We start from the raw sequence: 21368 nt of genomic DNA on the forward strand, positions 1-21368 counted from the left end.
ATCGTTACAAAATGGAGAACAATCAGCTGTGCTGGCGGGCGAAGTCCATCATGAAGCTGACCAGCGCCTTGACGCCCTCGATCGGCATGGCGTTGTAGATCGACGCACGCATGCCGCCGACGGCGCGGTGGCCCTTGAGCTGCACCAAGCCGTTCTTCTTTGCTTCGCTGAGGAAGGTGTCTTCCAGCGACTCGTCCTTGAGGCGGAATACCACGTTCATCTTCGAGCGGAACGGCGCGTCCACCGTGCTGTAGTAGAAGCCATTGCTGGATTCGATGGCGTGGTACAGCAGGCCGGCCTTCTCGTCGTTGCGTGCGGCCATGCCCTTGATGCCGCCCAGTTCCTTCAGCCACTTGAATACCAGGCCGGCGATGTAGACCGGATAGGTGGCCGGGGTGTTGTACATCGAGTCGGCATCGGCATGAACCCGGTAGTTCAGCATCGTCGGTGTGCTGGGCAGGGCCTTGCCCAGCAGGTCTTCGCGCACGATGACTACGGTCAGCCCGGACGGGCCGATGTTCTTCTGGGCGCCGGCATAGATCAGGCCGAACTGGCTGACGTCCACTTCGCGCGAGAGGAAGTCGGACGACATGTCGCACACCAGGGGCACACCGTTGGCCGAAGACGGGATGAAGGGGAACTGCAAGCCGCCGATGGTTTCGTTCGAGGTGTAATGCAGATAAGCCGCATCCGGGTCGCGCTGCCAGGTTTCTTCCGCCGGCACGTAGGTGAAGTTGCGGTCTTCGCTTGAGGCGACGACGTTCACGTTGGCGTAACGCTTCGCTTCCTTGATGGCCAGCTTCGACCAGTGGCCGGTGTTGACCACGTCGATCGACTTCTTGTCGCCCAACAGGTTGAGCGGCAGCATGGCGAACTGCAGTGATGCCCCCCTGCAGGAACAATACCTTGTAGTTCTTCGGAATCTGCATCAGTTCGCGCAGGTCGTGCTCGGCGTCATGGATGATTTCCATGAACTCCTTGCCACGATGACTCATTTCCATCACGCACATGCCGGAGCCGTGCCAGTCGAGCATCTCGCTCTGGGCTTCGGCCAATACGGCGTGAGGCAAAACGGCGGGTCCGGCGGAAAAGTTGTATACCTTGGCCATGTCTGTCCTTGATATCGGTTCAGTCAGCTGGTGGTGGCCAGCAGGAAGTGCGCCCGGGCGACGGCAACCGGTTTGCTGCGGTCTTCCTGCCAGGCTTCGATCAATACGTGCGCGACGCGTTTGCCCTGCTTGGTGATCTCGCAGCGCGCATACAGCGTCTTGGGGCGACCGCTTCGCAGGTAGTCGAGCGAAAAGTCGACGATTTTGGGGGTGTCCAGCGATTCACGGTTCCAGATCAGGTGGATCATCGCGGCGTTTTCGAGGAAGCCGCCGATCAGTCCGCCGTGCAGGGCTGGCAACACGGTGTTGCCGACGTTGCGCTCGTGGAACGGCAGGCTGAACAGCAGATCGCCGGATTCGTCCTCGCCTAGTTCCACGCCCATCAGGCGGGCGTAGGGAATGGCGTTGACAACGTCCTGAAAACGCTTCTGGTCGCGTAGTGCGGCGAACTGCTCCATGAAATTGCTCATGCCTGGGGCTCCTGCAGCATCGGCAACGGGCTCGATTCGCGCATGAAGGTGGCGACACCGTGGGCGATCGGATCGTCCGGATTGTCGTGATAGCACACCGCCCGGGTGAAGGCGACCTGACTGGCGAGCCGGTAGCATTCGGCACGGCAGTAGATGGCCTTGCCCGGTGTGGCGGCCTTCAGGTAGTCGATGCGCAGGTCGAGCGTGGCGATGGTTTCCACGCGTTCCAGGTGGGCGGTGACCGCCACCGCGCTGGTGGTATCCACCAGCGAGGTGATGATCCCGCCATGTATTACCCCTGTGGCCGGGTTGCCGACCAGCTCTTCGCGCCAGTCGACCTTCAGCACCGGCTTGCGCCCGTCCGCTCCCAGGTATTGGAAACCGAGCGCCGCGCAATGCGGCAGCGATACGAACAGCTGCCCCATCGGTTCGAATACCTTGGGGTTGACCGGGGTCGCTATCATGCCTCGCCGCCCTCTTCTGCGGCTTCTTCCACCTCGTCGTCCTCGCCTTCGGCGACCTTGACCAGGCTGATCAGCTTCTCGCCTTCGTCCAGGTTGATCAGGCGAACGCCCTGGGCGGAGCGGCCGGTTTCGCGCACTTCGGACACCTTGGTGCGGATCAGAACGCCGCCGGTGGTGATCAGCATCACGTCGTCGGTTTCTTCCACCAGGCTCGCCGCCACCAGCTTGAGGCCAGTCTTGTCGGTCAGGTCCATGGCGATGACGCCCTGGGTGCCGCGGCTGGTATGGCGGAACTCGCCGGCGCGGGTGCGCTTGCCGTAGCCGCCATCGCTGGCGGTCAGCACCATCTGGTCTTCGGAGCAGGTCACCAGCAGTGAGATCACCTGCTGCCCTTCGCCCAGCATCATGCCGCGCACGCCAGTGGCGTTGCGACCCATGGCGCGCACGTCGGTCTCGCTGAAGCGCACCGCCTTGCCGGCATCCGAGAACAGCATCACTTGGTCATCGCCGTGGGTCAGCGCCACACCGATCAGGTTGTCGCCCTCGTCCAGGTTGACGGCGATGATGCCGGCCGTGCGCGGACGGGAGAAGTCGACCAGCGGGGTCTTCTTCACGGTGCCGTTGGCGGTGCACATGAAGACGAATTGGTCGTCGCGGAACTCCTTCACCGGCAGCATGGCGTTGATTTTTTCGCCTTCGGCCAACGGCAGCACGTTGACGATCGGCTTGCCGCGGCTGTTGCGACCGCCTTGCGGCAGATCGTAGACCTTGATCCAGTAACAGCGGCCAAACGACGAGAAGCACAGCACGTAATCGTGGGTGTTGGCGACGAACAGCGTTTCGATGAAATCGTCGTCCTTGGTGGCGGCGGCCTGCTTGCCGCGCCCACCGCGGCGCTGCGAACGGTAGTCATCGACCGGCTGGGTCTTGATGTAGCCGCTGTGCGAAACGGTGACCACCATGTCCTGCGGCGTGATCAGGTCCTCGATGTTGATGTCGCCGCCGAACGGCTCGATCTCGGAACGGCGGGCGTCGCCGAACTGGGTCTTGATCGCGTTCAGTTCGTCGGAAATGATCTGGTTGATGCGTTCCGGGCGAGCCAGGATGTCGATCAGGTCGAGGATGACTTCCATGATCTCGCGGTACTCGCCGACGATCTTGTCCTGCTCCAGCCCGGTCAGGCGCTGCAGGCGTAGTTCGAGAATGGCCTGGGCCTGGACTTCCGACAGCTTGTAGCCCTGCTCCTTCAGGCCGAGCTCCGGCAGCAGCCCATCCGGACGTGCCTTGTCCTGATCGACGCGCGCCAGCATCTCCTCGACCAGCGGCGAGCGCCATTCGCGCTCCATCAGGGCGATTTTGGCGACCGGCGGGGTTTCCGACGCCTTGATCAGCGCGATGATTTCGTCGACGTTGGACAGCGCGACGGCCAGACCTTCGAGGATGTGGCCACGCTCGCGCGCTTTGCGCAGTTCGAAGATGGTGCGGCGGGTCACCACTTCGCGGCGGTGGCGCAGGAATTCTTCGAGGATCTGCTTGAGGTTCAACAGGCGTGGCTGGCCGTCCACCAGGGCCACCATGTTGATGCCGAAGCTGTCCTGCAGCTGGGTGAGCTTGTAGAGGTGGTTGAGCACCACTTCTGGCATTTCGCCGCGCTTGAGCTCGATCACCACGCGCATGCCGGACTTGTCCGACTCGTCGCGCAGGTCGGAAATGCCCTCGATCTGCTTGTCGCGCACCAGTTCTCCGATGCGCTCCAGCAGGCGGGCCTTGTTTACCTGGTACGGCAGCTCGTCGACGATGATGGCCTGGCGGTCGCCTTTGCCGATATCCTCGAAGTGGGTGCGCGCGCGCATGATCACGCGGCCGCGGCCGGTGCGGTAGCCTTCCTTCACCCCGGCGGTGCCGTAGATGATGCCGGCGGTCGGGAAATCCGGCGCGGGAATGATATCGATCAGCTCGTCGATGGTGATGTCGCTGCTGGCCAGTACCGCGAGGCAGCCGTCGATCACCTCGTTGAGGTTGTGCGGCGGGATGTTGGTGGCCATGCCCACGGCAATGCCCGAACTGCCGTTGATCAGCAGGTTGGGGATCTTGGCCGGCAGGATCAGCGGTTCTTGCTCGGAGCCGTCGTAGTTCGGCCCAAAGTCAACGGTTTCTTTCTCGATGTCGGCCAGCAGTTCGTGCGCGATGCGCGCCATGCGAATTTCCGTGTATCGCATGGCAGCGGCGTTGTCGCCGTCCACCGAACCGAAGTTGCCCTGGCCGTCGATCAGGGGGTAGCGCAGGCTGAAATCCTGCGCCATGCGAACGATGGTGTCGTACACGGCCGAGTCGCCGTGGGGGTGATACTTACCGATGACGTCGCCGACGATACGGGCCGATTTCTTGTAGGCCCGGTTCCAGTCGTTGGATAGCTCGTGCATGGCGAACAGCACGCGGCGGTGTACTGGCTTCAGACCATCACGCACATCAGGAAGGGCCCGTCCCACGATGACGCTCATCGCGTAATCGAGATAGGAACGGCGCATCTCCTCTTCAAGGCTGATCGGAATCGTTTCCTTGGCGAAAAACTGATCTGTCATGGGTAAATGCTTATCTTCTTCTGATGGCAAATGCTCCAGATTCTACCACGAGGGCGGCTTCGGCGCATGGCGCCGAGAGCAGGCCGCCAGATGCAAAAATGGCCGGAAATTCCGGCCATTGCTCGTCCTATGTCTTGCGCCTCAACGGCTGGCGATCTGGAAGCGTTTTTCCAGTCGGCCGATACCCCAGGCCATCAGCATGGTCAGTGCAAGGTAGAGGAAGGAGATGGTCAGGTAAGGCTCCCAGTAGCGGGAGTAGACGCCAGCCACTGTGCGGGCGGCAAACGCCAGCTCGGCCAGGCCGATGGCCGAAACCAGCGAGCTATCCTTGAGCAGCATGATGGCCTCGTTGCCCAGCGGAGGGAGCATGCGGCGGAAGGCCTGCGGTACAATGACGGCTTTCATCGCCTGCCCATAACTGAGACCCAGCGAGCGTGCGGCTTCCATCTGCCCTTTGTCTATGGACTGGATGCCCGCGCGGAAAATTTCGGTGATGTAAGCGCCGGCGTTCAGGGTGAGGGCCAGCAGGCCGGAAATGAACGCACCATAGTTCTGACGAATTTCGCGCGCGATATCACCGCTCAGGATGATGCCGTCCACCGGATGGATCAGCATCGGCATCAGGGCAAAGTGCACCAGCAGAATCTGTACGAACAGCGGTGTGCCACGGAAGAATGTCACATAGGCGGTCGCCGGCAGGCGGACCAGGTAACGCAAGACAATCTTGCTGATGCCGTGCTTGCCTTCGGCTAGGCGGGCCACGCCCATGAACAAGCCAATCAGCGTGCCGAAAATCACGGCCACGATTGTGATCAGCAAGGTCATCTTCGCGCCGTCGATAAATAGCGGAAGATATTCGGTGATCATTTCCCAGCGGAAATTCATATTTATGCCCCTATAAAACGCCTGGCCGGCGATGCCGGCCAGGATTGCTGCACCAACTTAGTTATTTCTTGGCGAAATATTTTTTGTAGATCGCATCGTAGGTGCCGTCGGCCTTGATGGCTTTCAGGCCGGCGTTAACCTTGGCCAGTACCTCGGCATTGCCTTTCTTGGCGGCGAAGCCGTAGTACTCCGGAGCAAAGCTCTTGGTGTCTTCGACGGTGGCGAGACCGTTTTGCGGGTTGTTGATCACGTAGTTGCTGACTACGCCGTTATCGCCCACGGCGGCGTCCACGCCACCATTCTCCAGCTCTTTCAGGGCCAGTGGCATGCTCTCGAAGCGTTTGATGTTGGGGTTGGTCTTGCCCAGCAGTTTTTGCACGACTTCGTCGCCGGTGGTGCCAGTCTGCACCGCCACCTTCTTGTTCTTCAGATCCTGGAAGGTTTTGACGTCGGTGACATTCTTGCCGACGGCGATCAGCTGACGCGCTTCGAAGTACGGATCGGAGAAGTCCATGTTCTTCTTGCGTTCGTCAGTGATGGTGATGGCCGAAGCCAGCAGGTCGCGATCACCCTGATCGAGGGTGGCGAACATCCCCTCCCACGGGGTGTTGACGAATTTGATCTTGAAGCCGCCCTTTTCTGCCGCCGCGGTCAGTACCTCGACGTCGAAGCCTTGGACTTCTTTCTTGTCATTCAGGAATTCGAACGGGGCGTAGCTGGCATCGCTACCGACAAGGTACTCTTTTGCTGCCGCAGTGGCTTGCGCCGGCGCACTGCTGGCGGCTTGCTCAGCAGGGGCTTCGGCTTTCTTGCCACAAGCGGTCAGGGCAAAAGCCGACAAAAGCAGGCCGGCCAGCAAGGTTCTTCTGGTTTGTTTCATTGATATAGCTCCCTTTTGTGTAAGCCACTCGTTGTACAAGCAGCCGCATGGTAATATAAAAATTTATTATTTACTGCACAATCCGCGCGGTGGGTGTGTGGCGGACTTGCATTCGGCATAAAAGTAATGAGCGCATGAAATATAAACATCTTGCTTTGCTGTTTTTGGCAAGCAGTTTTTTGCTGACCTCCCTGCCCGCACAGGCTGAGCTAGAGGATGCCCCGTTGCCGGGGGATTTCCAACCCGCCCAGCCGGCCAAACAATCGAGGGCGCCGGCCCCGGTTGCACCATCGCCACGTCAGGAGAAGCCTCGGAGCAGTGCTGCGCCGGCTGTAGCGCACGCAGAGGCTCTCAGCAAAAAACAGGCCACTCGCCATCGCAAGCCGTTGCACAAGCCAAGAGCGTCGCTCAAGAGGCGGCATAAGACGGACGTGCTCAAGCGCCATACGACGACTTACCGCCAGGCCGGAAAGCACCATGTGAAGGAAGGCAAGAAGGCGCGTCTGGTTGCGCGCAAACCCGTGCGCACGAAGCATGTGAAGAAGGCCCCTGCCACTTTGCATGGCAAGGCAAAGTCAAACAGTAAAGCCCGGACAATTCACAAGAAGCCATTGAAAACAGTAAAGAAAAAGCCGCTTACCCATAAACGTAGAAAATAAAACGTTGGGGTGGGCTTGCCAAAAGTGACGATTTTCATCAAAATTCACAGCTCGCCGGTGTAGCTCAGTTGGTAGAGCAGCTGACTTGTAATCAGAAGGTCGGGGGTTCGACTCCTCTCTCCGGCACCAATATCCACGGGCCTTGCAGCGATGCGAGGCCCGTTTGCTTTGGTGGGTTTTTACACGAGTTTTACACGCCATAAAGAAAACGACGCCCAATTTGAGATAACTCAAACTTGTCCGAGGCGGCCATACTGACCTAGCTTTAGCGTGTGACCCCCATCCAGAGGGCAGCGCAATGTGTGGCCGCTTCGCTATCTACACCCCGTTTCGCCGGCTCGGGCAGCAGCTCGGGCTGGACTTCAATTTCCCTCCCCGCTACAACATCGCCCCCACGCAGAACATACCGATCGTGCGGCTGGCGGCGGATGGCGGCTTTGAGGTGGCCGAGGCGCACTGGGGGCTGGTCCCCTTCTGGGCCAAGGATCGCAAGATCGGGTACGGCACCATCAATGCCCGGGTCGAGACCGTGGCGGAGAAGCCGGCGTTCAGGGCCGCTTTCAAGCATCGGCGCTGCATCATCCCGGCCAGCGGCCTGTACGAGTGGCAGGACGTCGGCGGCAAACAGAAACAGCCCTGGTTCATTGCCGACGCCGAGGGCGATGGGTTGGGGTTTGCGGGGCTGTGGGAGCGCTGGGCCGACCCGGCCTCTGGCGAGACACTCGAGAGCTGCACCATCATCGTTGGGCCGGCCAATGACCTGGTTCAGCCCATCCACGACCGTCTCGCCTGCATCCTGCCGACCGAGCATTACCGCGACTGGCTGAACCCCGAAGCGCCGACACCATTTCTTCACACCCTCCTCACGCCCTGTCCCAGCGAGCGCTTGCGCATGTGGCCGGTCTCGACCCGCGTCGGCAACCCGCGTCACGACGGCCCGGATCTGGTCGAGCCTGTGCCAGGTGCATAACCCTCCTTCTCTTTATTGCTTTCTTTTCACCCAAGTTGTTCTAATGAACACGTTCCGTATGCCGACGCGTTAAGACAAGGCCGGTAACAATGGAAACAGTCAATCGGTTTTTGCTTGCTGATGGCATGAACTGAGCTCGCCGCCGTTTTCTGTCTGGGTAGGCCAGAGATAAAGTATTGTGGTGCCATGTTTTTATTGAATGCTCTCATGGCGAGTGAATCGTTCATGACAAATCGTTTGGGTGCACGTCGTGTGGGCGACCATACTGCACTGTAATGGCGTGCCAATTGGAATTGGATTGGCATCTGGCGCAAGCAGCGTTGAAAACTCCACATAGAAAGGAGGTGCTCCGTGACGCTATCTCTGCGGTCCAGCTTTGAATCCAAGCTGCTCGCGGCACTCTCCACTGCCGTATTGGTCGTGATCGCACTGTCTCTGACTATTTGGAAGGTCGCCGATGATGCCACCCGCTCGGTTCAATGGGTCACCCACACCCATGAGTTGCTCAAGCAGCTTGCCCTCACTCGGGGTTATTCGCTGCAGATCGAATTAACCACGCAGTCGTTCCGTCTCTATGGCGATGTCGCGAATCTCGCCGAACGTGACGACGCCATCGCAGCCCGAGAAAACGCGCTCGGGCAAATCCGGGGTTGACCACCGACAACCCGCGTCAGAGGCAGCGCTGGGTAGCCTTGCGGAAAGTGCTCAATCAACGGCTGGCCATTGCGAGGCAGGTTGAGCTTTTGCTCAAGACGCAAGGCAAGGCCGCCGCCGACGCCTTCGTCGCCAAGGCGCCGTTACGGCAAACCCGGGTGCTCACCTACCGCCTGCTTGACGACATGGACCGGGAAGAGCGGCAATTGCTGAGGCAGCGAGAGTCCGCTTATGCCCATGCGCGCCAAACGCTGGTGGTGGCCAGTTCGCTGGTTGGGGCGTTGCTCGTTTTCCTGCTGGCTTCCACCTATGTGTTGATACGCCGGCAATGGCATGCGACGGCAACGAGCCAGCGTGCCCTGGCTGACAGCGAGGAGAGCCTGAGGACGACGCTGGATTCGATCGGCGATGCCGTCCTGGCCACGGATATCGATGGTCGCATTAGCCGGATGAACCTGGTGGCCGAGCAGCTAACCGGTTGGCCGGCCTCGCTCGCCGTGGGCAGACCGGTGGAGGATGTGTTTCGCATCATCAACGAAGAGACCCGTGAGCCAGCCGCGGATCCGGTTGCCGCAGTACTGGCAACGGGGAAAACCCAGGCGCTGGCCAAGCACACCTCGCTGATCGCACGAGATGGCAGCGAGTGTCCGATTGCCGACAGTGCGGCACCTATCCGGAATGCGGAGGGGGCATTGCATGGCGTTGTTCTGGTCTTCCGGGACGTCTCGGCCGAGCGCCATGCCGAGCAGATTATCCGAGCGCAAAATGCCCTGCTGGAGTCGCATGTGCGGGAACGTACCGCTCAGTGGCATGACAGCCAGGACCATTTGCGCAATGTCATCAGCTCGGTACCTGCCCTGATCGCCTATGTGGATGCACAGCAGCGGTATGTCTATGTCAACGACCAATACCGGGAGCGCTTTGCTCCCGGTATGACTGATATCACCGGATGTGAAGTTAAAGCGATTCTCGGGGAAGCGCGTTATGCCATCGCTGAGCCCCTCATCGGCAAGGTTCTCCAGGGTGAGGCACAGGGCTACGACTGGCAGCCTTTCCCCGGGGTGTGGCAGACCATCCGCTACCTGCCCAAGTACGATGCAGGCGGCCAGATTGTCGGCTATTACGTGCTAGGAACGGACATCACGGAGCGCAAGTTGGCCGAAGAAAGAATTCGGACGCTGAATGTCGAGTTGGAACATCGGGTGCACGAGCTTGAGCATGTCACGCGAGCCCTCCGGACGCTCAGCGCGGGCAATCATGCCATGCTGCGGGCCGATGAGGAACAGGCCTTGCTCGATTCCATGTGCCGCGCCATTGTCGTCGATGGTGGCTATGACATGGCAGTGGTCTGGTATGGCGACAAGGAGGACCACACGCGGTTGCGGCCGATGGCCGAAGCGGGTTACCCCGGCGGCCTCGCGGCACTGGCGCAATTGCGTCTCGGCGGAGCTGGCGATGAACGTGGCCAGAGCGTGTCTCCTATGGCGATGCGCACAGGTAAAGTGCAATTGGTGCGCGATATGGGGAGCGATCCACATAGCCGGTGGCCGGGCGATCTATTAAACGGCACGACGGCAGGACTGGCCTGCCCTCTGCGCGTGGGAAACCGGGTGATCGGCGCCTTGACCATCTACGATGCCGAGGCAGACACCTTTGGTGCTGACGAAATCGCGCTGCTCACCGAGTCGAGCGAAGATCTGGCGTTTGGCATTGCCACTTTGCGGAACCATGTCGAGCAGAAGCGCACCCAGGCGGCCATGCATCACTTGATGCGGCACGATCCGCTGACCGGGCTGCCCAATGCGCTGCAGTTCGAGGAGGCGCTTTCAGCCGCCCTCAGAACCAGCATGCAAGAGGCGCAACCGCTTGCCACGCTGCAACTCAATATTGAGCGACTCAGCGAGATCAATGATGCATTGGGCTTTGTCTACGGCGACCAGATCCTGTGTGATTTCGGTTTTCGACTACAGGGATGCGTGCCTGCCACTGCCCTCGTGGCACGGATACGTGGCGACGAATTCGCGGTGCTCCTGCCCTGCAGTGACGCCCAGGCGGCATTGACTGCCGTCGAAGCCGTGGAACTTGAGTTGGCGCGCGCTTTTCCTGTGGCCGACATCGCTTTGGACGTTAGCGCGAAGACCGGCATTGCCCTGTTTCCAGAACATGGCACAACGACACACGATCTGCTGCGTCGCATGGACAAGGCCGTCAATCAGGCCAAGAAGCGTGGTCTGAGCCACGTGGTATTCGACCCTGGAGAGGCCCATGCTCAGGCTGACCGTCTGGTCATGGTGGGCGAGTTGCGGCGGGCTATCGAAGGAGGAGAACTGCGCGTATACCTGCAGCCCAAGGTCGAGTTTGCCACGGGCCGGGTGAGTGGCGCTGAAGCGCTGGTGCGTTGGCACCATTCGCGGCTTGGCCTGCTGGCACCCGCCATGTTCATTGGTTTGGCTGAGCATACCGGCCTGATTCGCCCACTGACGGAGTGGGTCATTGGTGCCACGCTTGATTTGTTGCAAAGCTGGCATGCCCGAGGCTGCGCCGTTCCCATTGCCGTCAACCTGTCGGCACGCAGTCTGCATGATGAGAGTCTGTTGGACAAGATCCGCCTGTGGCAGGCTGCCCGTGGGATTGGACCTGGCTGGCTGGAGGTGGAAATCACCGAGAGTTCCGTCATGGAAGATCCCGAATTGGCGCTTGGTATTCTACATAGCCTGCACGCTGGGGGCATTCCGCTCTATATCGACGATTTTGGCACTGGCTATTCTTCATTGAACTATCTGCAGAAGTTGCCGGTGGACTATATCAAGATCGACCAGTCATTCGTGGCGAACATGACCCGCAGCAAAGACTCGGCGATGATCGTGCGCTCCACCATCGATCTCGTACGTGATCTGGGCCGCAAAACCGTGGCCGAAGGCATTGAAACCCAGGAGCACTGGGAGCAACTGTCCCGACTGGGATGCGACTACGCTCAGGGCTACTTCATCGCCAAGCCGATGCCGGCCGAAGCCTTCCAGGAGTGGGTTGAGAATTTCATCCCACCCGTGCCAGCGACTGAGTCCGCTCATTGAACGGCCCGGCCTCAGGGGGGGGCATCCAAGGGTTTGGCCCCTCACGCCAAACCCGGCAGGAGCCGTGCCCTCTCCGTATCGGGCGGAGCCGTCTGATAGCGGTTCTCCCGGTATTTTCCCTGGCGACTGTGCCTATTTGCCGCCGCCATGCCGTACACGTCGCCTTGTCGCTTGTTGATTCATCCTGTTGCCAGGATGGTCTGCCGTTGAGACCGCGTTGTTACACCCAGCGAGCTTGCTCGGGGTCGCTGCGGCCGGTTTATTTGGTATCGCGTGGACGATCGAGAAACGGTGTTTGCGGCGAGTGTTATTAAATAAATGGCATATTTGTTAACAAATATTTGCAATTTGCCTGAGGTGAGACTGCTCACTCCCCATTTATCATTGCGGCACCCATAAACAGGAGCCCACTGATGACATCGCACAAAGCCCTACCTCATCCTCGCGAAGTTCGTCTGAAGCGAGGGCTGAACCAGGTGCAATTCTGGAGCCTGATCGGCGTCACTCAATCTGGAGGGTCGCGCTACGAGTCGGGCCGAAACATGCCGCGCCCGGTGCGGGAACTGTTCCGCCTGGTGCATATCGAGCAAGTTGACCTTGCCGTCATCAACCGTGAGGACATGGAGGTCATCGGTCTTCTCAAGACACAATTTCCAGATTTGTACGAAAGTTTGAAGAAGGCGGTATCGGCGACATCACGTGAAGAGCAGTGATTTGTCGCGTTGGTTTTCAGGCGCGCTACAGCCTGGCCTGATAGCTGACATCTGAAGTCCGGATATGGCAGATCCCCCTTGCCCATGTTGGCAAGGCAAGGCATTACAAGCCGGGCAGGAGTCGTGTGGAGTCGGACTTTGGACTCGTGGCTGACGCCAGATTTCAGGTCAATAAAAAAGGCGGGAGAGTAAAACTTCCCGCCTGTTTCTTATGCTTGGCATAGCCTTGCCTGGCTCGCTTCTTCCGGTCTGTAAAGGTGGCACAGCGCTGCAGACGTTGTGCGAATTTGGCTACCGGGTTGGTGCGTGGTGGTTTGGCCATCGGGTTCCTTCCAGTTGAGTCGAGGGTGCTCTCTCGACAGACGAATGAGTAGACTGCACCACCGGTTTTCCGTTCCCCGAGTGTGTCAATTTTTCGAACGGCGACGAGGCCGTCCCGGTGTTCGGGATTGTCCGCACCTGACGTGATGCATGGGCCGCTGAAACCTCATGCCCGGCTCGTCTTCACGATGGTCTTTACCTGGGCAGACGGTGAGTGTCGCCCCCCCTCGAGAACGGTCGCGCGTCTCCATGTCCGCTGTTGCGGGGCGAGTGTTGAATAGCAATGTTCAGATATGTACTTCGCCAAATGCTGAAGTATCGGGCCGGGCCTTTGATGCCGAGAGGCCCGTCTGGTCTGGGTTTGCGCCAGCTATCGGCGGCGGTGCGCGACGGGTGCCGCGTATCGGGCCTCGGTGGCGCGGGTGTTTTGCTGTTGACAGTCCCGGAACCCCTCCTCTAGATTGGGCATCAAGCTATCGGGATGTGACAGGAGAGACCGCCATGTGGCGGCGCCGAAGGGGAATCGCCCCAGAAACTCTCAGGCAAAAGGACTGCCGCATCGACTAGCTCTCTGGAGAGTAGGCCCACGAGGCCTCGCCGAAGGAAAAGCGTTCCCGTCCGGGTCCGTAATCTCTCAGGCAAATGGACAGAGGGGGCATCAGGCTCACGCCGCCTGGAATGCCCCGCTAAAGTCCGGATGCCGATCCCCCGATCGTCCCCTGCTTTCGCCGTTGTACTCCAGGCTTGCGTTGGCCCGTTTCACTTCACGCAACCCTGTCAGGAGAGAGCAATGAGCGACATCAAATACACCGAATCCCACGAATGGCTGCGCCTGGAGGCGGACGGCTGCGCCACCGTTGGCGTCACCGACTACGCCCAGAACTTGCTGGGCGACCTGGTTTACGTGGCGCTGCCCCGGGAGGGCGACCGTTTCGCCCAGGGCGAGGAAGCCGCCACCATCGAATCGGTCAAGGCCGCCGGCGAGATCAAGATTCCGGTGGATGGCACCGTCGTGTCCGTCAACGACGCGCTGGCCGACGAGCCGAGCCTGGTGAACGAGGCGGCGGAGAGCGCGGGCTGGTTCTTCCGCATGCGTATCGACAACCCGGAGCAACTGGCCGGGCTGATGGATGCCGCCGGCTACCACGCCTACATCGGCGCATAGGGGGATTGGTCATGGCTACGTTTGATTCCCTCACGCAGCGCGAGCTGTTCGTGCGCCGCCACATCGGCCCGGATGCCGGTGAACAGGCCGAGATGTTGGCTGAACTGAATGTCGGCTCGCTGGACGAGTTCATCCGGCAAGTGGTGCCGGCGGCGATTCGCCGTCACGAGCCGCTGGCCCTCGGTGCGGGCTGCACCGAAGCCGAGGCGGTGCAAAAGCTGGCCGATATCGCCAGCCGCAACAAGGTGTTCAAGTCGTTCATCGGCATGGGCTACCACGACACCCATACCCCGCCGGTGATCCAGCGCAACGTGCTGGAGAACCCGGCACTGGTACACCGCCTACACCCCGTACCAGCCGGAGATTTCGCAGGGCCGCCTGGAGGCGCTGCTCAACTTCCAGACCATGGTCGCCGACCTCACCGGCATGGAGATCGCCAACGCCTCGATGCTGGATGAAGGCACGGCGGCGGCCGAGGCGATGACCTTCTGCCAGCGTCTGGCCAAATCGAAGAGCCCGGTGTTTTTCGTGGCGGCCGACTGCCATCCGCAGACGATCGAGATCCTCCGCACCCGCGCTGAGCCGATCGGCATCGAGGTGGTGGTGGGCGACCCGCGCCGAGATCTGGCCGGTGTCAACTGCTTTGGCGTGCTGCTGCAGTACCCGGGCACGTTCGGCGACATCCACGATTACCAGGGCGTGATCGACGCGACGCATGCCAAGGGCGCTCTGGCGGTGGTGGCCGCCGACTTGCTGGCGCTGACGCTACTGACCCCGCCGGGCGAATTTGGCGCCGACGTGGCGATCGGCACCACGCAGCGTTTTGGCGTGCCGCTCGGCTTCGGTGGCCCGCACGCCGGCTACCTGGCGACCCGCGACGCCTTCAAGCGCAGCATGCCGGGCCGTCTGGTCGGGGTGTCGATCGACGCGCACGGCCGCCCTGCCCTGCGGCTGGCGATGCAGACGCGCGAACAGCATATCCGCCGCGAGAAGGCGACCAGCAACATCTGCACCGCGCAGGTGCTGCTGGCCAACATCGCCGGACTGTACGCGGCTTACCATGGCCCGCAGGGGCTGAGCACCATCGCCCGGCGCGTGCACCGGCTGACCGTGACCCTGGCGGCCGGCCTGCGCCAGCTCGGCTACAGCGTGCCGACCGAGTACTGCTTCGACACGCTGACCGTCGACAGTGGCGCGCAGACCGCTGCGCTGCATGCCGGCGCCCGCTCCTACTCGATCAACCTGCGTGTCATCGACGCGCAGCGCCTCGGTATCGCGCTGGACGAGACCACCACGGCCGAGGACGTGACGACGCTGTGGGCGATCTTTGCCCAGGGCAAGCCGGTGCCGGATTTTGCCGCGCTGGAGGCGGCCACGCCGGATGCGCTGCCGGGGCAACTCAAGCGCGGCAGCGCCTTCCTCACCCACCCGGTGTTCAACAGCCATCACTCGGAAACGCAGATGCTGCGCTACCTGCGCGCGCTGGTCGACAAGGACCTGGCGCTGGATCGCACCATGATCCCGCTGGGCAGTTGCACCATGAAGCTCAACGCCACCAGCGAGATGCTGCCGATCACCTGGCCCGAGTTCGCCGGGCTGCACCCGTTCGCGCCGGCCGAGCAGGCCGAGGGCTACCGTGCGCTGACGCAGGAGCTGGAGGCGATGCTGTGCGCGGTGACCGGCTACGACGCGGTGTCGCTGCAGCCGAACGCCGGCTCGCAGGGCGAATACGCGGGCCTGTTGGCGATTCGCGCCTATCACGCCAGCCGTGGCGAGGGGCAGCGCACCGTGTGCCTGATCCCCTCCTCGGCGCACGGCACCAACCCGGCCTCGGCGCAGATGGTCGGCATGCAGGTGGTGGTGGTCAAGTGCGACGACGCCGGCAACGTCGACGTCGATGATCTGAAGGCGAAGGCGGCGCAGCACAGCCATGATCTCGCCGCGATCATGATCACCTACCCGTCCACCCACGGCGTGTTCGAAGAGCGCGTGCGCGAGATTTGCGACGTGGTGCACGCGCACGGCGGCCAGGTCTACATCGACGGCGCCAACATGAACGCGCTGGTGGGCCTGGCGCAGCCGGGCAGCTTCGGCGGCGACGTGTCGCACCTCAACCTGCACAAGACCTTCTGCATTCCGCACGGTGGTGGCGGTCCGGGTGTCGGTCCGATCGGCGTCAAGGCGCATCTGGCGCCGTTCCTGCCCGGCCATCGCCAGGGCGGGCTCGCCGGCGGCGGCGCGGTGTCGGCGGCGCCGTTCGGCAGCGCCAGCATCCTGCCGATCACCTGGACCTACATCACGCTGATGGGGGCGGCAGGGCTGCAGCGCGCCACCGAGCTGGCGATCCTCAACGCCAACTACATCGCCAGCCGCCTCGCGCCGCATTACCCGATCCTCTACACCGGGCCGAACGGGCGCGTGGCGCACGAGTGCATCGTCGACCTGCGCCCCCTGAAGGACGCCAGCGGCATCAGCGTGGACGACGTGGCCAAGCGTCTGATCGATTTCGGCTTCCACGCCCCGACCATGAGCTTCCCGGTGGCCGGCACGCTGATGATCGAGCCGACCGAGTCGGAGTCGAAGGCCGAGCTGGATCGCTTCATCGACGCGATGATCGCGATTCGTGGCGAGATCGCCGCGGTGGAGGCCGGCACGCTGGATGCGCACGACAACCCGCTCAAGCACGCGCCGCACACGGCGGCCGAGCTGGTGGGCGAATGGGGACACGCCTATTCGCGCGAGCAGGCGGTGTATCCGCACGGCGTGGCGCGCTCGGCGCCGAACAAGTACTGGCCGCCGGTGAGCCGTGTCGACAACGTCCATGGTGACCGCAACCTGGTGTGCTCCTGCCCGCCGCTGTCGGACTACCCGAACTGACCCTGCCCGGCCGACGGTTGCCGCTCCGGCGGCAACCGCGCCAGAGGAGAATGCAGATGTATACCCAAGACATGCACATCGAAGGCTTCGACGACGAACTGTGGGCCGCGCTGGAGGCGGAACGCCAGCGCCAGGAAGACCACATCGAACTCATCGCCTCCGAAAACTACACCAGTCCGCGCGTGATGCAGGCGCAGGGCTCGGTGCTCACCAACAAGTACGCCGAAGGCTACCCTGGCAAGCGCTACTACGGCGGCTGCGAGCACGTCGACGTGGTCGAGCAACTCGCCATCGACCGCGCCAAGCAGCTGTTCGGCGCCGACTACGCCAACGTGCAGCCGCACTCCGGCAGCCAGGCCAACGCCGCGGTCTACATGGCGCTGCTGCAGCCGCACGACACCGTGCTCGGCATGAGCCTGGCGCACGGCGGCCACCTCACCCACGGCGCCAAGGTCAACTTCTCCGGCAAGCTCTACAACGCCGTGCAGTACGGCCTCAACCCGGACACCGGGCTGATCGACTACGACGAAGTGCAAAGGTTGGCCGAAGAACACCGCCCGAAGATGATCGTGGCCGGGTTTTCCGCCTACGCCCGCGTGCTCGACTTCGCCCGCTTCCGTGAAATCGCCGACTCGGTGGGAGCGTACCTGTTCGTCGACATGGCGCACGTGGCCGGCCTGGTCGCCGCCGGGCTCTATCCGAACCCGCTGCCGTTTGCCGACGTCGTCACCACCACCACCCACAAGACCCTGCGCGGCCCGCGCGGCGGCCTGATCCTGGCCAAGAGCAACCCGGAGCTGGAGAAGAAGTTTAGCTCGCTGGTGTTCCCCGGCATCCAGGGCGGCCCGCTGATGCACGTAATTGCGGCAAAAGCTGTCGCTTTTAGAGAGGCGCTGCTGCCGGAATTCGCAGACTATCAGCGACGGGTCATCGCCAACGCCCGCGCCATGGTCACGGTATTCCAGGAGCGCGGCTACGAAGTGGTGTCCGGCGGCACTGACGATCATCTGTTCCTGCTGTCGCTGATCAACAAGGGCATCACCGGCAAGGATGCCGACGCGGCGCTGGGCCGGGCGCACATCACGGTGAACAAGAACGCCGTGCCGAACGACCCGCAAAGCCCGTTCGTCACCAGCGGCATCCGCATCGGCTCGCCGGCGATCACCACGCGCGGCTTCACCGAGCGCGAATCGGCACGCACCGCGACGCTGATCTGCGACGTGCTCGACCACCTCGGCGACGAGGAGGTGATCGCCGCGGTGCGCGCCCAGGTGGCGCAGTTGTGCGCCGCCTTTCCGGTGTACCGCCGGTAACGGAACGGAGGGTCCGGAGACCCTGCTTCGGCCAACGTCGGCGCCGTGCGCCGCTGGCTGAGCATGCCGTCCGGCGAGGCAGGCGGCATCCGGTGCCCCAACGAAGAAATCCGCATGCGGTGGCGAGGTCGCCGCGTGTTTGAGAATCAAGGAGCTCAGCATGAGCCACACTGAAACGCTTTCCCGCACCCCGCTCTACGCGTTGCACGTCGAGCTGGGCGCCAAGATGGTGCCGTTCGCCGGCTACGAGATGCCGGTGCAGTATCCGCTCGGCATCCTGAAGGAACATCAGCACACCCGTGCCGCCGCCGGGCTGTTCGACGTCTCGCACATGGGCCAGGTCAAGCTGATCGGCGCCGAGGCCGCCGCCGCGCTGGAAACGCTGGTGCCGATCGACGTGATCGACCTGCCGGTCGGCCTGCAGCGCTACGCCCTGTTCACGAACGACGACGGCGGGATTCTCGACGACCTGATGGTGGCCAACTTCGGCGGCGGTGTGCTCTACGTCGTGGTCAACGCCGCCTGCAAGGCGCAGGACATCGCCCACCTGAAGAGCAAGATCGGCCACCGCTGCGAGGTGGTGGAATTGAACGACCGCGCCCTGCTGGCGCTGCAGGGCCCGGCCGCGGCCACCGTGCTGGCGCGCCACGCGCCGGCGGTGGCGGAGCTTACCTTCATGCACTGCACCCGGGTCGAACTGGCCGGCGTGGAATGCTACGTGAGCCGTTCGGGTTACACCGGCGAAGACGGCTACGAGATCTCGGTGCCGGCCGACCACGCCGAAGCGCTGGCGCGCCTGCTGCTGGCCGAGCCGGAAGTACAGGCGATCGGCCTGGGCGCGCGCGACTCGCTGCGGCTGGAGGCGGGCCTGTGCCTGTACGGCCACGACATCGACACGAGCACCACGCCGATCGAGGGTAGCCTGCTGTGGGCGATCTCGAAGGCGCGCCGTCCCGACGGCGAACGCGCCGGCGGGTATCCCGGCGCCGCCGTGGTGGCGCGGCACATCGCCGAGGGCACCCAGCGCAAGCGCGTCGGCCTGCTGGTGAAGGACAAGGTGCCGGTGCGCGAAGGCGCCGAGCTCGTCGACGCCGACGGCCACACCATCGGCAAGGTCACCAGCGGCGGCTTCGGCCCGACCCTGGGCGCCCCGCTGGCGATGGGTTACGTGGCTAGCGCGCACGCCGCACTGGGCACGCCCCTGTTCGCCATGGTGCGTGGCAAGCCGGTGGCGGTGGAAGTGGCGAAGACGCCGTTCGTGCCGCAACGCTACTACCGGAGCTGAGCCGTGAACGCCCTCGTCCCGAACAAGGCCCCGCTGGCGGCGGGGACCAAACTCTCCGCCGCGGAGAAAATGGCGCGCATTCCGGTCAAGGTCGTGGCGACCGAGCCGGGCCAGATGCAGCGCAAGCCGGCGTGGATTCGCGCCGCCTTTCCCGGCTCGCGCGAGGTGGTCGAACTGAAGAAGGTGCTGCGCGAGCAGAAACTGCACACCGTGTGCGAGGAAGCGAGCTGCCCCAACCTCGGCGAATGCTTCAGCCACGGCACCGCCACCTTCATGATCATGGGGGACATCTGTACCCGCCGCTGCCCGTTTTGCGACGTGGGCCACGGCCGCCCCAACCCGCTCGATGCCGCCGAACCGCAAAGGTTGGCCGAAACCATCGCGGCGATGCGGCTCAAGTACGTGGTGATCACCTCGGTCGACCGCGACGACCTGCGCGACGGCGGCGCCGCGCACTTCGCCGCCTGTATCCGCGAGGCGCGCCGGCTCAACCCCGCGCTCAAGATCGAGACCCTGGTGCCGGACTTCCGCGGCCGCCTGGGCATCGCGCTGGACGCCCTGGAGGCGACGCCGCCCGACGTGTTCAACCACAACCTGGAAACGGTGCCCCGGCTCTACCGCGAGGCGCGCCCCGGCGCCGACTACCTGCATTCGCTCAAGCTGCTGCAGGAGTTCCACTACGCGGTTCCCGACGTGCCGACCAAGTCCGGGCTGATGCTGGGGCTGGGCGAGACGCGGGAGGAAGTGGAACAGGTGATGCGCGATCTGCGCGCGCACGACGTCGAGATGCTGACGCTGGGCCAGTACCTGCAGCCGACGCGTCACCATCTGCCGGTCAAGCGCTTCGTTACGCCGGCCGAATTCGCCGAGCTGCGCGAGCTGGGGCTGGCGCTGGGCTTCGGCCAGGTGGCTTCCGGGCCGATGGTGCGTTCTTCCTACCATGCCGATCTGCAGGCCAGGGGCGATATCGTGGCTTGATTGTGTCAAACGGCGCCCGGCCTGGGCCGGGTGCCGTCGCCTCGCCGGCCGTGGCGACCCACACCGTCACGACACCCCGTATTTTGATAAGGAGCGTTGCATGTCCATACCCTTCAGTCTCGAGCTCTACCCGCCCACCTCGCCGCAGAGCGCGCGGCAACTGGAGCGGGCGCTGCCTCGTCTGGCGGCGCTCGGCCCCGAGTATTTCTCGGTCACCTACGGGGCCGGCGGCTGCACGCGTGAACGGACGCTGGACCTGGTCGGGCAGCTGCACGAGGCCGGCCACACCGTGGCGCCGCACCTGTCGGGCGTGGGGGCAGAGCGTGCCGAAGTGGCGGCGCTGTGCGCGCATTACCGCCGTCTCGGCGTGCGGCGCCTGTTCGCCCTGCGCGGCGATACTCCGTCCGGCATGGGCAGCCGTGGCGACTTCGCCTACGCCAGCGACCTGGTGCGCTTCATCCGCGAACACAGCGGGGACGACTTCCGTATCGAGGTGGCGGCCTATCCCGAGGTCCATCCGCAAGCCAAGAGTCCGGCCGCAGACCTGGCCGCACTCAGGGTCAAGCAAGAGGCCGGCGCCAACGCGGCGGTCACCCAGTATTTTTTCAATACCGATGCCTTCCTGTATCTGCGCGACAGCTGCCACGCCGCCGGCATCACCCTGCCGCTGGTGCCCGGCGTGCTGCCGCTGACCCGTTTTCGCAGCACCGCGCAACGGGCCGAGGCGCGCGGCATCGAGATGCCGCGCTGGATCTACCGCAAGATGGAGAGCCTGGCCGACGACACCGCCGCCGTGCGTGCCTTCGGGCTCGATGTCACCGCCCGGCAATGCGAGCGGCTGATCGCCGAGGGTGTGCCCGCCCTGCACTTCTTCAGCCTCAACCAGATCGACGCCATCGAGGCCCTGCATGCCCGGCTGGGTCTGGCCGGCTCGGCCGGGACGACCGCCGCGCCGCCGAATTGAATTCC

At 63.0% G+C, this 21368-nt stretch carries 16 protein-coding genes, 1 tRNA gene, 2 pseudogenes and 1 riboswitch; of the genes and pseudogenes, 12 read left to right on the top strand and 7 right to left on the bottom strand.

Annotation, left to right across the window (positions count from 1 at the left end):
* Positions 1-22: 22 nt before the first annotated feature.
* The 6 genes and pseudogenes from serC to ABKF58_RS14870 all read right to left on the bottom strand — a co-directional run bounded on the left by serC (position 23) and on the right by ABKF58_RS14870 (position 6390).
* Positions 23-1109: pseudogene (serC, locus tag ABKF58_RS14845) on the bottom strand (3-phosphoserine/phosphohydroxythreonine transaminase).
* A gap of 23 nt (positions 1110-1132) precedes the next feature.
* A complete protein-coding gene (locus tag ABKF58_RS14850; RefSeq protein ID WP_014087315.1) occupies positions 1133-1579 on the bottom strand; it encodes a PaaI family thioesterase in 447 nt (148 codons plus the stop codon).
* Positions 1576-2043: a PaaI family thioesterase gene (locus ABKF58_RS14855; protein ID WP_014087314.1), complete on the bottom strand. Its 468-nt coding sequence runs from the start codon at positions 2041-2043 to the stop codon at positions 1576-1578. Before ABKF58_RS14855 ends, ABKF58_RS14850 begins: the two co-directional genes overlap by 4 nt.
* Complete coding sequence (gyrA, locus tag ABKF58_RS14860; RefSeq protein WP_482581597.1) at positions 2040-4625, bottom strand: DNA gyrase subunit A; 2586 nt, start codon at positions 4623-4625, stop codon at positions 2040-2042. Before gyrA ends, ABKF58_RS14855 begins: the two co-directional genes overlap by 4 nt.
* A 141-nt stretch (positions 4626-4766) precedes the next feature.
* Entirely contained in the window at positions 4767-5510 is a 744-nt protein-coding gene (locus tag ABKF58_RS14865) for an amino acid ABC transporter permease (RefSeq protein ID WP_008952716.1), read from the bottom strand.
* A 61-nt stretch (positions 5511-5571) separates the two neighbouring features.
* Entirely contained in the window at positions 5572-6390 is an 819-nt protein-coding gene (locus tag ABKF58_RS14870) for a basic amino acid ABC transporter substrate-binding protein (RefSeq protein WP_482581599.1), read from the bottom strand.
* Positions 6391-6524: 134 nt separating this feature from the next.
* On the opposite strand from ABKF58_RS14870, the gene ABKF58_RS14875 reads away from it, so the two are divergent.
* The 6 genes from ABKF58_RS14875 (at position 6525) to ABKF58_RS14900 (ending at position 12460) form a co-directional block, all read left to right on the top strand.
* Positions 6525-7049, top strand: coding sequence for a hypothetical protein (locus ABKF58_RS14875; RefSeq protein ID WP_482581601.1), 525 nt, complete (start codon positions 6525-6527; stop codon positions 7047-7049).
* Between the two features lie 53 nt (positions 7050-7102).
* A tRNA-Thr gene (locus ABKF58_RS14880) sits at positions 7103-7178 on the top strand.
* A 169-nt stretch (positions 7179-7347) separates the two neighbouring features.
* Complete coding sequence (locus tag ABKF58_RS14885; protein WP_482581603.1) at positions 7348-8019, top strand: SOS response-associated peptidase; 672 nt, start codon at positions 7348-7350, stop codon at positions 8017-8019.
* 351 nt (positions 8020-8370) lie between these two features.
* Positions 8371-8673 carry a hypothetical protein gene (locus ABKF58_RS14890; RefSeq protein WP_482581605.1) on the top strand — a complete coding sequence of 101 codons (303 nt, stop codon included), beginning with the start codon at positions 8371-8373 and terminating at the stop codon, positions 8671-8673.
* On the top strand, positions 8670-11747 hold the full coding sequence (locus ABKF58_RS14895; RefSeq protein ID WP_482581607.1) for an EAL domain-containing protein: 3078 nt from the start codon (positions 8670-8672) through the stop codon (positions 11745-11747). Before ABKF58_RS14890 ends, ABKF58_RS14895 begins: the two co-directional genes overlap by 4 nt.
* A gap of 413 nt (positions 11748-12160) precedes the next feature.
* On the top strand, positions 12161-12460 hold the full coding sequence (locus ABKF58_RS14900) for a helix-turn-helix domain-containing protein (protein ID WP_294863262.1): 300 nt from the start codon (positions 12161-12163) through the stop codon (positions 12458-12460).
* 163 nt (positions 12461-12623) lie between these two features.
* Here ABKF58_RS14900 and ABKF58_RS14905 read toward each other — a convergent pair whose 3' ends face one another.
* Positions 12624-12782 (bottom strand): DUF7230 family protein, encoded by a 159-nt coding sequence (locus tag ABKF58_RS14905; protein WP_482581609.1) that lies wholly within the window; start codon positions 12780-12782, stop codon positions 12624-12626.
* Between the two features lie 476 nt (positions 12783-13258).
* Positions 13259-13345: riboswitch (glycine riboswitch) on the top strand.
* 226 nt (positions 13346-13571) lie between these two features.
* On the opposite strand from ABKF58_RS14905, the gene gcvH reads away from it, so the two are divergent.
* From gcvH to ABKF58_RS14935, 6 genes and pseudogenes are all read left to right on the top strand, one after another.
* Positions 13572-13946: a glycine cleavage system protein GcvH gene (gcvH, locus tag ABKF58_RS14910; RefSeq protein ID WP_294863260.1), complete on the top strand. Its 375-nt coding sequence runs from the start codon at positions 13572-13574 to the stop codon at positions 13944-13946.
* 11 nt (positions 13947-13957) lie between these two features.
* A pseudogene (gene gcvP, locus ABKF58_RS14915) lies at positions 13958-16823 on the top strand (aminomethyl-transferring glycine dehydrogenase).
* A gap of 56 nt (positions 16824-16879) precedes the next feature.
* Positions 16880-18136 (top strand): serine hydroxymethyltransferase, encoded by a 1257-nt coding sequence (gene glyA, locus ABKF58_RS14920; protein WP_482581611.1) that lies wholly within the window; start codon positions 16880-16882, stop codon positions 18134-18136.
* Positions 18137-18296: 160 nt separating this feature from the next.
* Entirely contained in the window at positions 18297-19421 is a 1125-nt protein-coding gene (gene gcvT, locus ABKF58_RS14925) for a glycine cleavage system aminomethyltransferase GcvT (protein WP_482581616.1), read from the top strand.
* A 3-nt stretch (positions 19422-19424) separates the two neighbouring features.
* Positions 19425-20399, top strand: coding sequence for a lipoyl synthase (lipA, locus tag ABKF58_RS14930; RefSeq protein WP_482581618.1), 975 nt, complete (start codon positions 19425-19427; stop codon positions 20397-20399).
* 100 nt (positions 20400-20499) lie between these two features.
* Positions 20500-21363 carry a methylenetetrahydrofolate reductase gene (locus tag ABKF58_RS14935; protein ID WP_482581620.1) on the top strand — a complete coding sequence of 288 codons (864 nt, stop codon included), beginning with the start codon at positions 20500-20502 and terminating at the stop codon, positions 21361-21363.
* Positions 21364-21368 lie beyond the last annotated feature (5 nt).

The organism is Pseudogulbenkiania sp. AW2-16, assembly GCF_056824575.1.